Here is a 12702-nt window from a genome sequence, read left to right as displayed (position 1 = left end):
GGCCTACCGCGGATTGGTGCTCAGTCGGGTGTCAACCGCAGCAGTCGACCATCGGCATGGTCGGTGATCACCCAGAGCGCACCGTCCGGCCCGACCTCGACATCGCGGATACGCCAATCGCGTTCCTCCAGCCAGCGTTCCTCGCTGATCACGCGTTCGCCATCCAGTTGCAGGCGGGCGAGGTGGCGCTTGACCAATGCGCCGACGAACAGGTCGCCCTGCCAGACGGGTGCGGCGGCGTGATCGTAAAAGGTCATGCCGGAGGGGGCGATCGATGGCGTCCAGTGATGGAGCGGTCCGGTCACGCCCTCGACCTCGTCCGGGGCGATTTCCGGGCCGGCATACTCGCGGCCGTAGGTCTGGATCGGCCAGCCAAAGTTTTCCCCGGCGGCCGGGATGTTGATCTCGTCGCCGCCGCGCGGGCCGTGTTCATGAATCCACACGCGGCCGGTTTGCGGATGGGTGGCTGCCCCCTGCGGGTTGCGGTGGCCATAGCTGAAGATCGCGTCCTCGGCATCGGACCGGTCGACGAACGGGTTGTCGGCCGGAATGCGGCCGTCGTCGTGGAATCGCAGGACCGAGCCGTTGTGATCGGCGAGATCCTGGGCGCGATTGCGTTCGCCGCGGTCGCCGACGGTCATGAACAGGTGCCCGTCGCGATCGAAGGCCAGCCGCGAACCGAAATGAATGCCGGAATCGACGCAGGGCGTGGCGACATGCAGCGTCTTGAAATCGACCAGCCGGTCGCCCTCCAGCCGCCCGCGGCCCATGTGGGTAGCATTGCCGCCGTCGCAGCGCCCGGCCCAGGTCAGGTAGATCCATTGGCCGTCGGCATGCGCCGGAGGGGCGAGCACGTCGAGCAGCCCACCCTGGTTGCGGTGGTCGACCTCGGGCAGTCCGTCGATTTCCCGGCGTTCACCGGTCGCCGGGTCGATGCGCCAGAGTCGGCCGCGGCGCTCGGTCACCAGCAAGTCGCCGTCGGGAAGAAAGGTCAGTGCCCAGGGGTGATGCAGCTCGTCGGTGATCGTCTCGACGGCCGGCTCGGCCAATGCTGGCTGGACGGCGAATAGTGGTACCAGCGGCAGGAGAATGAGCAGGGCAAGTCGTGCACGAGACATGGTGGTTCCTCGCGGCGATTGTTCTGGGGATAGGAAACTGAGATTAGACGAGCCGGTGGCGGTTCTCAGGCCAGCATCGGGTAGCTGAAAAGCGAGAAGTGCAGCAGGTTGACCAGCCAGTGCAGCACGATGGCCGGCCAGAGCGAACCGCTTTTCCAGGCGACCCAGCCGTAGCCCAGCCCGGCGACGGTGGCCACGGCAGCGAACTCGACGCAAAACGGCAGATGCGCCAGCCCGAAGATCAGCGCGGTGAGCCACCAAGCATGCACCGCGCCCAGCCGGGCCAACAGGTGCCGCTGGATCAGGCCGCGGAACAGCACTTCCTCGGCGGCAACCGTGACCAGGTTCACCGCGGCAAACAGGGTCAGTAGCGATACGCCGGGCCAGCCCGACTGCCAGCGGAACAGGCCGGTGGCGATGCCCAGCGCGATCGCCGCGGCGATGGTCGCGAGCCCGGCTGCCAGCAGGGATAACGGACGGGTTGCCCGCCAACGCCCGAGCAGCAGCGGCAGCCAGGCGGCCACCAGCAGGGCCTGGTCGGCCGACAGGTAGAGGCTGTGGGGCAGGCAGTCGCGGCAGAAGTGTCGGTCCTGCCAGATCGGCGGATTGTCAAAGCCGGGCCAGAGATGAAGGCTGAGGATCACACCCAGGCCGATGACGATGGTCGCGGTCATCGGGCCGATCGTCCCGCGGGTGGCGGCGATCAGCCCCAATCCCAGCAACGGCAGTAGCACGGCCAGGCCTGGTGGCTCGGCGTGTCCGGCGAACAGCGCGGCCAGGCCCGTGATCACGGAGAGAGCCAGGGCGAGGCCCCAGTGGCGAAGGTCGGTCATGGGGTGTCCTGACACTTTTGTTCGTTCCGGCGTGGGGCCCTAGTCATCGGAAAAGGGCATTGTCGCCGAGGGGACGGCTGGCGAGGACGTGGTCATCGATTTTGGCCGACACGGAGGGCATTCATGCGTATAAGCGGTTGTTTTTATCGGGGAATGCACTAGAATTCGCCGGCCTTGGGGAAATACCGAACGGCGCGCGAGCCGCGCCGTTCCGCCTTTCCCTCGTGGTCGGCACGGCCTATCCCATGCGCACCAGACGAGGTTTTATGACGACTGTTGCCAAGCGAAGCATTCCCGGAACCCGCCACGCGACAGCGGCGGGTATGCAGGGCGGGCAGGCGCCCAAGCTGCAGGTCTTCACCGACCGCCACCTCGACAAGATCGAGCCCTTGAAGCGCCTCGGCGAGGAGGCGCTGTTCGAGATGAAGGTGGTCGCGAGCGTGCTGCCGTTTCGTGTCAACAACTACGTCATCGAGAACTTGATCGACTGGGACCGCGCCCCCGACGACCCGATCTTCGCCCTGACCTTCCCGCAGCGTGACATGCTCGACCCCGAGATGTACGAGCAGATGGCCGAGCTGCATCGCCGCGAGGCGCCCAAGGAGGAGATCACCGCGCTGGCCTGGAAGTTGCGCCACCAGCTCAACCCGCACCCGGCCGGCCAGATGGAGATGAACCTCCCCGAGGTCAACGGCGAGACGGTCGAGGGCGTGCAGCACAAGTACCGCGAGACCGCGCTGTTCTTCCCCAGCCAGGGGCAGACCTGTCACAGCTACTGCACCTTCTGCTTCCGCTGGGCGCAGTTCGTCGGTGACAAGGACCTCAAGATCGCCTCCAAAGAGGCCGGTCAGCTGCTCGACTACCTGGCCGAGCGTCCCAACCTGACCGATCTGCTGATGACCGGCGGCGACCCGATGGTGATGAAGACCAAGCACCTGGCGCCGTATCTCGAGGGCCTGCTCGACGAGCGCCTCGAACACGTGCAGACCGTGCGCATCGGCACCAAGGCGCTGTCGTTCTGGCCGTATCGTTTTGTCACCGATGCGGACGCCGACGAGCTGCTGGGGCTGTTCGAGCGGCTGGTCGAGTCCGGCAAGCATGTCGCGGTGATGGCGCACATCAACCACTACCAGGAGATGGAGAACCCCGTCTTCCGCGAGGCGGTCAAGCGCATTCGGGCGACCGGCGCCGAGATCCGCACCCAGAGCCCGCTGATCAAGCACATCAACGATTCGGGCGAGGTCTGGGCGCGCATGTGGCGCGAGCAGGTGCGTCTGGGCATGATCCCCTATTACATGTTCGTCGAGCGCGACACGGGCGCGAAGTACCGCTTCGAGGTGCCGCTGGCCGAGGCGCACCGCATCTACCGCGACGCGATGAAGCGGGTTTCGGGTCTGGCGCGCACCGCCCGTGGCCCGTCCATGTCCGCCGGGCCGGGCAAGGTCGAGGTGCAGGGCGTGGCCGAGATCCAGGGCGAGGAGGTGTTCGTCCTGCGCTTCGTCCAGGGTCGCAACCCGGACTGGGTGCAGCGGCCGTTCTTCGCCAAGTACGACGAGCAAGCCACCTGGCTCAACGAACTGACGCCGGCCTTCGGTGAAGAAAAGTTCTTCTTCGAGGACGAGTACGCGGCGATGCAGGAGGAAAGCGGCCTCAAGGTGATCGATGCCGCGGAAGTCGAGGCATAAGCCCTTGGGAAGTCTGCAGATCTCCCTTGACGGACGGGGCGCGGGTCGCTAAGATTGCGCGCCTTCAAACAACGCCGGTCGGTGGCAGCAATGGGTCGCCGACCTCTTTACGCATAAACATTCGGGTTTTACAGCATGTACGCAGTGGTCGTTACCGGCGGTAAGCAGTACCGCGTCGAGCAAGGCAGCAAGGTGCGCGTCGAGAAGCTCTCTGGCGAAGCCGGCAGCACCGTGACGCTGGATCAGGTTTTGATGGTCGGCGACGGCTCTGACATCAAGGTGGGCACGCCCAACGTCGATGGCGCGAGCGTCACCGCCGAGATCGTCGGCCAGGGTCGTGGCAAGAAGGTGGAAATCATCAAGTTCCGCCGCCGCAAGCACCACATGAAGCGCCAGGGCCACCGCCAGGCCTACACTGAACTCAAGATCACCGGCATCAGCGCCTAAGCGCCCGGTGACCAGACCAGGAGACTTGAACCATGGCACATAAGAAAGCAGCAGGCTCTACCCGGAACGGGCGCGACAGTGAAAGCAAGCGTCTCGGTGTGAAGCGTTTCGGCGGCGAAGCTGTCTCCGCTGGCAGCATCATCGTTCGTCAGCGTGGCACCAAGTTCCACGCCGGCAGCAACGTGGGCGTCGGCCGCGACTACACCCTGTTCGCCCTGACCGACGGCCAGGTGAAGTTCGAGACCAAGGGTCCGAAGAGCCGCCGTTTCGTCAGCATCGAGTCGGCCTGAACCGGCACGATGTAAGTTGGCGGTCAGCCCGGCTGGCCGGTGACCGTCGTCTGAGCCCCGCCCGCGAGCGGGGCTTTCGTGTTTGTGGTCTGTCCGCAATCGGACAGGGAATTGTGGGGATCGTGTCGTGAAATTTGTCGATGAAGCGACCATCAAGGTCAAGGCCGGTGATGGCGGCAACGGCGTGGTGAGCTTTCGCCGCGAGAAGTACGTGCCATTCGGCGGACCGAACGGCGGCGATGGCGGTGACGGTGGGTCGGTGTACCTGGTCGGCGACGTCAACCTCAACACCCTGGCCGACTTCCGCTTCCAGCGCCACTACGAGGCCGAGCGGGGCAAGAACGGCGCGGGCCGCAACATGACCGGCCGGAAGGGCGGCGACCTCTACGTCCACGTGCCGCTGGGCACGGTAGTCCACGACGAGGACACCGGCGAGGTGATCGGCGAGGTGGTCGAGGCCGATGCCGAGCTGTTGGTGGCCAAGGGTGGCTGGCACGGGCTGGGCAACACCCGGTTCAAGAGCTCGATCAATCGTGCCCCGCGGCAGAAGACCGACGGGACGCCGGGCGACGAGCGCCGGCTGCGCCTGGAGCTCAAGGTGCTGGCCGATGTCGGTCTGCTTGGCCAGCCCAACGCCGGCAAGTCGACCCTGATCCGCGCCATCTCGCACGCCCGGCCCAAGGTCGCCAACTACCCGTTCACCACCCTGTATCCCAACCTGGGTGTGGTCGCGCCCCAGCCGCACCGCAGTTTCGTGGTCGCCGACATTCCCGGCTTGATCGAAGGCGCGGCCGAGGGAGCGGGGCTGGGCATCCGGTTCCTCAAGCATTTGGCGCGCACCAACCTGCTGCTGCACGTCGTCGACGTCGCCCCCTACGACGAGGTCGACCCGGTCGAGAGTGTCGCGGCAATCGAGGCGGAACTGGAGAAATACGACGAGTCGCTTGCCGAACGCCCGCGCTGGCTGGTGCTCAACAAGATCGATGTCTGGGCGGACGAGGAGCGCGAGGCCAACATCGAGGCCCTGAAACAGCGCTTCGCGACCGAGATCGGGCTGACCGGACCGGTCTTCGCGATCAGCGCCCTGGACAAGACCGGCACGCAGCCGCTGGTCTGGGCGATTCTCGAATACCTCGAGGCCGAGTGGGCACGTGAGCGCGAGGCGCCGACCGAGCGCCCGGGATCGTCGACGGAGGACTGAGGATGCGTGACGAGGTCAGGGGCTATCAGCGCTGGGTGGTCAAGATCGGCTCGGCGATGGTCACCGGGGACGGGCGCGGCCTGGACCGTGAGGCGATCGCTGCCTGGGCGCGCCAGCTGGCCGAGCTGCGCCGCGAGGGGCGCGAGATCCTCATCGTCACCTCCGGGGCGGTCGCCGAGGGCATGGCGCGCCTGGGTTGGGATGAACGCCCCGAGTCGCTGCCCAAGCTGCAGGCGGCCGCGGCCGTCGGCCAGATGGGCCTGGTCGAGGCGTACGCCGAGGGACTGGCCCGGTTCGATACCCATTCGGCGCAGATCCTCCTGACCCACGACGACCTGGTCGACCGCGAGCGTTACCTCAACGCTCGCAGCACGTTGCGCACGCTGCTCGACCTGGGCGTGGTGCCGGTGGTCAACGAGAATGATACGGTCGCCACCGACGAGATCCGCTTCGGCGACAACGACACGCTCGCCGCGCTGGTCGCCAACCTGGTCGAGGCCGACATGCTGGTGATCCTTACCGACCAGCCGGGCCTGTTCGAGGCCGACCCGCGCAAGCAGCCGGACGCGAAGCTACTGGCCGAGGTGACCGCCGGCGACCCGACCCTCGAAACCATGGCCTCCCCCGAAGGCGGACGGCTCGGTCGCGGCGGCATGTACACCAAGGTGCTGGCCGCCAAGCGTGCCGCCCGTTCCGGCGCTGCGACGATCGTCGCGGCGGGCAGCGAGGCGGACGTGCTCTGCCGACTGGCCGCCGGTGAGCCGCTGGGGACGCATTTTCGCCCCGCGACAAACCGGCTCGCCGCGCGCAAGCAGTGGCTGGCGGGGCAGTTGCGGGTGCGGGGCCAGCTGCGGGTCGATGCCGGTGCCGCCCGGGCGGTGGCCGAGCAGGGGCGTTCGCTGCTGCCGGTCGGCGTGACGGGCGTCTCGGGGCAGTTCGCCCGCGGTGAGCTGGTCTCGATCGTCGACGCCGATGGCCATGAATTCGCGCGCGGGCTGGTCAACTATCCGAGCAGCGACGCCGCACGGCTGGTCCGTTGCTCGAGCCAGGCGATCGCCGAGGCGATCGGTTATCGCGAGGAAAACGAACTGGTGCACCGGGACAACCTGGTGCTCCTTTGAGGTCGCGACAGCGACCGACGGTCAGCCCCTGAGGCGTCGCGCCTCGGCCTCCAGTTCGTCGAGCAGGCGCTCGTAGATAGCGGACAGGACTTTCAGGTCCTCGACGGCGACATGCTCGTCGATCTGATGGATGGTGGCGTTGAGCGGGCCGAGCTCGATCACCTGGGCGCCGGTCGGTGCAATAAAGCGCCCGTCCGAGGTCCCGCCCGCGGTCGAGGGCGTCGGCGCCGTTCCCAGCACGCCTTCCACGGCCCGCTCGACCGCGCCCACCATCGGCCCGTCGTCCCGGGTTAGAAACGGCACGCCCGACAGATGCCAGTCGAGGCGATAGGTCAGGCCGTGGCGCTTGAGCAGTTCCTCCACCCGCGCCTGTATCGTCTCGACCGAGGTCTCGGTGTTGAAGCGCAGGTTGAACTGGACGCTCATCTCGCCGGGGATGACGTTGTTCGCCCCGGTGCCCGCGTGGATGTTCGCGATCTGCAGCGTCGAGGGCGGGAAGTGCGCATTGCCCTGGTCCCACTCGATCTCGACCAGTTCGGCCAGGAACGGTGCGGCACGGTGCACCGGGTTGTCTGCCAGATGCGGGTAGGCGACGTGACCCTGACGGCCCTCGATCACGAGATTACCGGTGATCGATCCTCGCCGGCCGATCTTGAACTCGTCGCCCAGCCGGTTGCGGCTCGATGGTTCGCCCACCAGGCACCAGTCGATCGACACTCCTTTCTCGCGCAGCCACTGCATCACCCGCTTGGTGCCATGCTGAGCGGGGCCCTCTTCGTCGCTGGTGATCAGGTAGCCCAGCCGGAAGGCCGGCTCGGGTTGCCGGGCGAGAAAGCGCTCGGTGGCGGTGACGAAGGCGGCCACCGAGCCCTTCATGTCGGCCGCGCCTCGTCCGTACAGGCGCCCGCCGTGGATCTCGGCGCCAAATGGCGGGTAGGTCCAGCGCGAGGCCTCGCCGGTCGGTACCACGTCGGTGTGCCCGGCGAACACGAACAGGGGGGCGGCGTCGCCTCGGCCGCCGTGTGCCGCCCAGAGATTGTCGACCTCCCCGAAGCGCAACGATTCGATGGCAAAGCCCAGCGGGGCGATGCGCCCGGCGATCAGCGCCTGGCAGCCCTGGTCGTCGGGCGTAACCGAAGGCCGGCGGATCAGTTCGCGTGCGAGATCGATGGTTGCCTCACTCATGCCAGGGCCTCCTGCCAGTCGTCGGCGGAAAAGCCGATCAGGGTGTTGCCGTTGTGTTCCACCACCGGGCGCTTGATCAGGCTGGGGTTGGCCAGGGCTGCCTCGCGGGCGCGCGCGACGTCCATCGCGTCGCGCTCCTCGGCCGGCAGGCGGCGCCAGCTCATGCCCCGGCGGTTGATCACCGTCTCCCAGCCGAATCGCTCCAGCCAGTCATCCAGCTGGGCCTCCGGTACACCCGCCTTCTTGAAGTCGTGAAAGCGATACTCCAGCCCCTGCTCGGCCAGCCAGGCGCGGGCCTTTCTCACGGTGTCGCAGTTGGGGATGCCGTAGACGGTGATCATCGATAGTCCTATCAAGTGAAAATAGTTGTTCCGGATAGGAAAAATTGATTTTCCTATCAGTGTCGGCGTCCTACACTCGAACTCGATGCGGCCGTGAAGATGGCCCGCGCGTCCGAATTGCAGCAGAAAAGGAGTGGCAATGCCATGCGAACCAGGAAGACGATGATGCACGCAAACCCGACTCGAATGCTTGGCCTTCTGGCGGGCCTGATGCTCGCCGTGCCCGCGGCCGCCGAGCCGGATATCAGCTGGGGCGGCGAGCTCTTTGCCGAGAACTGTTCCGAGTGCCACATGGTTCCGCACGACGACGACTGGTTCAAGGCACGCGCGGACGCCGGCAATATGGGTAGCTACGACAGCCTGCGCACCCAGGTCCAGGGCTGTGCCAACAACTTCGGTCTGCCGTGGTTCGACGAGGAGGTCGAGGCGGTTACCGCCTGGTTGAACCAGGAATACTACGACTTCGAGTGACCTGATCGACGCGCTCGGGGCGTGATCAGTCGATGAACCGCATCGACAGGTCGATCGCGTCGACGTGTTTTGTCAGTGCGCCGATGGAAATGTAGTCGACGCCGGTCTCGGCCACGTCGCGCACCGTCTCGAGCGATACATTGCCCGAGGATTCCAGCTTGGCCCGGCCGGCGGTGAGCCGGACGGCCTCGCGCAGCTGATCCAGGGCAAAGTTGTCCAGCAGCACCCGCTTGACCCCGGCGCCCAGCGCCTCCTCGAGTTGCTCGAGATTCTCCACCTCGACTTCCAGCGGCAGGTCGCGTGCCACCACCCCGGCGGCCCGAACGGCCTCGGTGATCGATCCCGCCGCCCGAATGTGGTTCTCCTTGATCATCACCATGTCGTAGAGACCCATGCGGTGGTTGGTGCCGCCGCCGTCGGTGACCGCCTTCTTCTGCGCGTAACGCAGGCCGGGCAGGGTCTTGCGGGTGTCGAGGATCTGCGTGCCGGTGCCTTCGACCGCCTCGACGAATCGGCGGGTGACCGTGGCCGTTGCGCTGAGCGTCTGCAGGAAGTTCAGCGCCACCCGTTCGGCCGTGAGCAGGGCGCGCGCCGGGCCGCTGAGCAGGCACAGGCTCTGTTCCGGGAACAGGCTGTCGCCGTCGGCGGCGGCCCACTCGATCCGCACCGCCGGCGAGACGCGCCGGAAGGCGGCATCCGCCCAGTCGACACCGGAGAGGATTGCCGGCTCGCGGCTGATGATGCGGGCATGTGCGGTCTCGTCGGCGGGGATCAGCTGCGCCGAGACGTCGCCACTGCCGATGTCCTCGGCCAGGGCGCGCGCCACGTCCAGGGCGACGATGTCAGGATCGGCTTTGCTCATTGAGGCACCGTGTGTCGGATAGTCGGGGACGGAAGTCTAGCAAGTTCTCGAGGGCGAATTGACTCGCAGCCGGCCGGCCCCGGTGGGGGCGTGCGGTGGCCTGGGCCTCGTGGTGCTTCCCGTCACGCTGTCATCTTGTCATGCTGCTGTCATCGCGGCGGCGTTTAATGCCGGCAGATGCTCGGGGTGTTACCCGGTTCCACCCGGCCCCGGCATCCCGCTCACACCGATTTTGCGAGGACCGGCGCTGGCCGGGATGATCGAATGCAAAAGACCATACTGATCGTCGAGGACGAGAAGCCGATCCGCGAGATGGTCGCCTTCGCCCTGGGGCGCGCCGGCTACGACCTGATCGAGGCGGCCGATGTGCAGGAGGCGTTCGAGCGCCTGGCGGAAAAGCAGCCCGACCTGATCCTGCTCGACTGGATGCTGCCGGGTGCCAGCGGCATCGAGTTTGCTCGACGCATCAAGCGCGACGAGCTGACCAAGGATGTGCCGATCGTCATGCTCACCGCGCGCGGCGAGGAGGAGGACAAGGTCAGCGGGCTGGAAGCCGGCGCCGACGACTACGTGACCAAGCCGTTCTCGCCGCGCGAACTGATGGCGCGGATCAAGGCCGTGCTGCGCCGGGTGTCGCCGGACACCGATAACCCCGTTCTCGACGTCGCCGGGCTGAAGCTCGACCAGGAGAGCTACCGGGTGACCGCCGCCGACGAGCCGATCGACATCGGCCCGACCGAATTCCGCCTGCTCGCCTTCTTCATGAAGCACCCGGACCGGGTGTTCACCCGGGCGCAGTTGCTCGACCGCGTCTGGGGGCAGAACGCCTACGTCGAGGAGCGGACGGTCGACGTGCATATCCTGCGTCTGCGCAAGGTGCTTGCGCCGAGCGGTTATGATGGCCTGATCCAGACCGTACGCGGTGTGGGCTACCGGCTTTCGGCCCAATAACGGCCACCGATCGCGCTTCGGGCTGGCTGATGAACTGCTGATTTCGTTGATGACCGATTCGCGACCTCCCTTTACTGATGATCTTCCCTCGCCGACTCGGCTCGAGCGCCGCGCCCAACTGCGGCAATTGCGATTGGCCGAGGCGCGCCAGCGTGCATGGCGCGAGGAAGGCGTGCTTGTCCTGGCCGTCCTGGCACTGGCGTCGCTGGTTGCCTGGGGCGGAGCGGCGATTGGCTGGGAGGCCGCCTGGGCCTTGGCGCCCGTCACCGGGTTGCTGATCTATACCGTCGCGCTGCTGTGGCGCGTGATCTACCTGGCGCGTGCCTTGCCCGTCACCTCGCAGCCGCGTCGGGTCTGGGGATTGCCCGGCTTGATCCAGGTGCGCCAGCGGCGACTGAGCCGACGCTGGTCCCGACGCCAGCGCCGCCTGGTGGCCCTGCTCAAGCGATATCACCACTCGGCGATGACGGTGCCGGACGCCATGGTGGTGCTCACCGCCGAGCGCGAAATCGAGTGGATCAATCGCGCCGCCATCGACATGCTCGGGCTCAACCGCTCGGATATCGGATTGCGTCTGGACGACCTCTGGCGCACCCCCGCGTTCATCGCCTGGCTGAGACAGGAGGATGATCGACTGGCGCTGGAGATCGTCGCGCCGGCAGACGAGACCCGCACCTTGAGCCTGCGGATCGAACCCTACGGCTCGGATCGCTATCTCTTGATCGGCCGCGACGTGACCGCGTTGCACCGGCTTCAGGGGGTGCGCCAGGACTTCGTGGCCAATGTCTCGCACGAGCTGCGCACCCCGCTGACCGTTCTGGCCGGCTATGTCGAGACCCTGCTCGACACCGACGAGGGGCAGGATCCGCAGATGCACCGTATCCTGTCGAACATGCACCAGCAGGCCGACCGGATGCGGCGCATCGTCGAGGACCTGTTGCTTCTGTCCAGGCTGGAGACCTCGCAGCCCGATGCCGATTGGTTTGAGACGATCCACGTGGCCCGTCTGGTCGAGCCGATCCTCAACGACGCGCGACTGCTCTCCGGCGAGGAAGGTCACGACATCCGCGCCGACCTCGACCCTAAACTGACGGTGTGGGGCGTGCCACGCGAGCTGCAATCGGCGTTTTCCAACCTGGTCTTCAACGCGGTCAAGTACACCCCCGCCGGCGGGCGTGTCGAGGTGCGCTGGGCGCGTGACGATCAGGGCCGGGCCGTGTTCTCGGTGTGCGACTCGGGCATCGGCATCGAGGCGCGCCACATTCCCCGTCTGACCGAGCGGTTCTATCGTATCGACGTGGGACGATCGCGGTCGCGGGGTGGCACCGGTCTGGGGTTGGCGATCGTCAAACACGTGGTCCTGCGCCACGGGGCGCGGCTCGAGATCGACAGCACGCCGGGCGAGGGCAGCTGCTTTCGCGTGATCTTTCCGGCCCCGGCCGCCTGACCGTCCAGTCCCGCAAACATGGGTTAGACTGACCCGACTTGCCACAAGGGGCCGCGAGCCAGCCGATGTCCGAATTCTGGAACGAAAAGTACGGCCAGGTCGATTTCCTCTACGGGACCCACCCCAACGAGTTCCTGCTGAGCCAGTCCTGGCGCCTGCCGCCGGGCGGGCGCGTGCTGGTCCTGGGTGATGGCGAGGGACGCAACGGCGTCTGGCTCGCCGAACAGGGCTTCGACGTCACCAGCATCGACTACTCCGCCGTGGGCTGCGAGAAGGCCCGGCAGCTGGCCGACGAGCGCGATGTCAGCGTGGCGGTGCACTGTGCCGATCTGACCGAGTGGGACTGGGAAGAAGATGGCTTCGATGCCGTCGTGCTGATCTACCTGCACTTCGAGCCGCCGGCGCGCCGCGAGGTCTACCGCCGCGCCGCGGCCGCCCTGCGCCCCGATGGCCTGCTGATCATCGAGCTGTTCCACCCGCGCCAGCTGGCCTATCAGAGCGGCGGGCCCAAGCGGGCCGACATGTTAGTGCGGGCCAGTGATCTCTCGCAGGATCTGCCCGGACTGGAGTGGCTTATTCTCGCCGAGGGCAAGGCCCTGCTCGACGAGGGACCGGGGCACCAGGGGCCCGGGTTCGTCACCCACGGCGTGGGGCGACGCCAAGGCTGATCTCCAGACGTCAAAAGGCCCGCAGGGATTCTTTCTCTCCCTGCGGGCCTTTTCGTGTGTGTCGTGGTGCCGTTGGACGCGT

General features: G+C 66.8%; 14 protein-coding genes. 9 read left to right on the top strand and 5 right to left on the bottom strand.

Features of this window, described 5'->3' with window-relative positions; all coding sequences use genetic code 11:
- Nucleotides 1-20: 20 nt before the first annotated feature.
- Both VWP12_RS01935 and VWP12_RS01930 read right to left on the bottom strand, forming a co-directional pair.
- On the bottom strand, nt 21-1118 hold the full coding sequence (locus VWP12_RS01935; protein ID WP_410474369.1) for a PQQ-dependent sugar dehydrogenase: 1098 nt from the start codon (nt 1116-1118) through the stop codon (nt 21-23).
- Between the two features lie 65 nt (nt 1119-1183).
- Nucleotides 1184-1951 (bottom strand): CPBP family intramembrane glutamic endopeptidase, encoded by a 768-nt coding sequence (locus tag VWP12_RS01930; protein ID WP_410474368.1) that lies wholly within the window; start codon nt 1949-1951, stop codon nt 1184-1186.
- Nucleotides 1952-2274: 323 nt separating this feature from the next.
- Here VWP12_RS01930 and VWP12_RS01925 point away from each other — a divergent pair, with 323 nt between their 5' ends.
- The 5 genes from VWP12_RS01925 (at nt 2275) to proB (ending at nt 6695) form a co-directional block, all read left to right on the top strand.
- Nucleotides 2275-3636, top strand: a complete 1362-nt coding sequence (locus VWP12_RS01925; protein WP_410474931.1) for a KamA family radical SAM protein — start codon at nt 2275-2277, stop codon at nt 3634-3636.
- A 135-nt stretch (nt 3637-3771) separates the two neighbouring features.
- Complete coding sequence (rplU, locus tag VWP12_RS01920) at nt 3772-4083, top strand: 50S ribosomal protein L21 (protein ID WP_125198165.1); 312 nt, start codon at nt 3772-3774, stop codon at nt 4081-4083.
- Between the two features lie 32 nt (nt 4084-4115).
- On the top strand, nt 4116-4373 hold the full coding sequence (gene rpmA, locus VWP12_RS01915; RefSeq protein WP_125198164.1) for a 50S ribosomal protein L27: 258 nt from the start codon (nt 4116-4118) through the stop codon (nt 4371-4373).
- A gap of 127 nt (nt 4374-4500) precedes the next feature.
- Nucleotides 4501-5574: an Obg family GTPase CgtA gene (gene cgtA / locus VWP12_RS01910; protein WP_410474367.1), complete on the top strand. Its 1074-nt coding sequence runs from the start codon at nt 4501-4503 to the stop codon at nt 5572-5574.
- 2 nt (nt 5575-5576) lie between these two features.
- Nucleotides 5577-6695 (top strand): glutamate 5-kinase, encoded by a 1119-nt coding sequence (proB, locus tag VWP12_RS01905; RefSeq protein ID WP_125198162.1) that lies wholly within the window; start codon nt 5577-5579, stop codon nt 6693-6695.
- A gap of 21 nt (nt 6696-6716) precedes the next feature.
- Here proB and dapE read toward each other — a convergent pair whose 3' ends face one another.
- Nucleotides 6717-7880 carry a succinyl-diaminopimelate desuccinylase gene (gene dapE / locus VWP12_RS01900; protein ID WP_410474366.1) on the bottom strand — a complete coding sequence of 388 codons (1164 nt, stop codon included), beginning with the start codon at nt 7878-7880 and terminating at the stop codon, nt 6717-6719.
- Nucleotides 7877-8221, bottom strand: coding sequence for an arsenate reductase (locus tag VWP12_RS01895; RefSeq protein WP_410474365.1), 345 nt, complete (start codon nt 8219-8221; stop codon nt 7877-7879). The genes dapE and VWP12_RS01895 overlap by 4 nt, the downstream gene beginning before the upstream one ends.
- Before the next feature lie 144 nt (nt 8222-8365).
- On the opposite strand from VWP12_RS01895, the gene VWP12_RS01890 reads away from it, so the two are divergent.
- A complete protein-coding gene (locus VWP12_RS01890) occupies nt 8366-8692 on the top strand; it encodes a cytochrome c (RefSeq protein WP_410474364.1) in 327 nt (108 codons plus the stop codon).
- 25 nt (nt 8693-8717) lie between these two features.
- Here VWP12_RS01890 and nadC read toward each other — a convergent pair whose 3' ends face one another.
- Nucleotides 8718-9554, bottom strand: coding sequence for a carboxylating nicotinate-nucleotide diphosphorylase (gene nadC, locus VWP12_RS01885; protein WP_410474363.1), 837 nt, complete (start codon nt 9552-9554; stop codon nt 8718-8720).
- 264 nt (nt 9555-9818) lie between these two features.
- Here nadC and phoB point away from each other — a divergent pair, with 264 nt between their 5' ends.
- The 3 genes from phoB (at nt 9819) to VWP12_RS01870 (ending at nt 12620) form a co-directional block, all read left to right on the top strand.
- Nucleotides 9819-10505 carry a phosphate regulon transcriptional regulator PhoB gene (phoB, locus tag VWP12_RS01880; protein WP_410474362.1) on the top strand — a complete coding sequence of 229 codons (687 nt, stop codon included), beginning with the start codon at nt 9819-9821 and terminating at the stop codon, nt 10503-10505.
- Nucleotides 10506-10554: 49 nt separating this feature from the next.
- Nucleotides 10555-11952: a phosphate regulon sensor histidine kinase PhoR gene (gene phoR, locus VWP12_RS01875; protein ID WP_410474361.1), complete on the top strand. Its 1398-nt coding sequence runs from the start codon at nt 10555-10557 to the stop codon at nt 11950-11952.
- Nucleotides 11953-12017: 65 nt separating this feature from the next.
- Nucleotides 12018-12620: a class I SAM-dependent methyltransferase gene (locus VWP12_RS01870; protein ID WP_410474360.1), complete on the top strand. Its 603-nt coding sequence runs from the start codon at nt 12018-12020 to the stop codon at nt 12618-12620.
- The last annotated feature ends 82 nt before the right edge of the window (nt 12621-12702 follow it).

Source organism: Guyparkeria sp. TX1 (assembly GCF_046523965.1).
Lineage (GTDB): Bacteria > Pseudomonadota > Gammaproteobacteria > Halothiobacillales > Halothiobacillaceae > Guyparkeria.
Note: the sequence above shows the minus strand (reverse complement) of the source record. Positions and strands in the feature narration are given on the sequence as shown.

Bases quoted from the DNA above. Each gene is read 5' to 3' on its own strand.
- VWP12_RS01895 (WP_410474365.1), bottom strand. From the start codon at position 8,221: ATGATCACCGTCTACGGCATCCCCAACTGCGACACCGTGAGAAAGGCC.
- phoB (WP_410474362.1), top strand. From the start codon at position 9,819: ATGCAAAAGACCATACTGATCGTCGAGGACGAGAAGCCGATCCGCGAG.
- nadC (WP_410474363.1), bottom strand. From the start codon at position 9,554: ATGAGCAAAGCCGATCCTGACATCGTCGCCCTGGACGTGGCGCGCGCC.
- VWP12_RS01870 (WP_410474360.1), top strand. From the start codon at position 12,018: ATGTCCGAATTCTGGAACGAAAAGTACGGCCAGGTCGATTTCCTCTAC.
- VWP12_RS01935 (WP_410474369.1), bottom strand. From the start codon at position 1,118: ATGTCTCGTGCACGACTTGCCCTGCTCATTCTCCTGCCGCTGGTACCA.
- rplU (WP_125198165.1), top strand. From the start codon at position 3,772: ATGTACGCAGTGGTCGTTACCGGCGGTAAGCAGTACCGCGTCGAGCAA.
- VWP12_RS01930 (WP_410474368.1), bottom strand. From the start codon at position 1,951: ATGACCGACCTTCGCCACTGGGGCCTCGCCCTGGCTCTCTCCGTGATC.
- VWP12_RS01925 (WP_410474931.1), top strand. From the start codon at position 2,275: ATGCAGGGCGGGCAGGCGCCCAAGCTGCAGGTCTTCACCGACCGCCAC.
- proB (WP_125198162.1), top strand. From the start codon at position 5,577: ATGCGTGACGAGGTCAGGGGCTATCAGCGCTGGGTGGTCAAGATCGGC.
- rpmA (WP_125198164.1), top strand. From the start codon at position 4,116: ATGGCACATAAGAAAGCAGCAGGCTCTACCCGGAACGGGCGCGACAGT.
- VWP12_RS01890 (WP_410474364.1), top strand. From the start codon at position 8,366: ATGCGAACCAGGAAGACGATGATGCACGCAAACCCGACTCGAATGCTT.
- dapE (WP_410474366.1), bottom strand. From the start codon at position 7,880: ATGAGTGAGGCAACCATCGATCTCGCACGCGAACTGATCCGCCGGCCT.
- phoR (WP_410474361.1), top strand. From the start codon at position 10,555: ATGACCGATTCGCGACCTCCCTTTACTGATGATCTTCCCTCGCCGACT.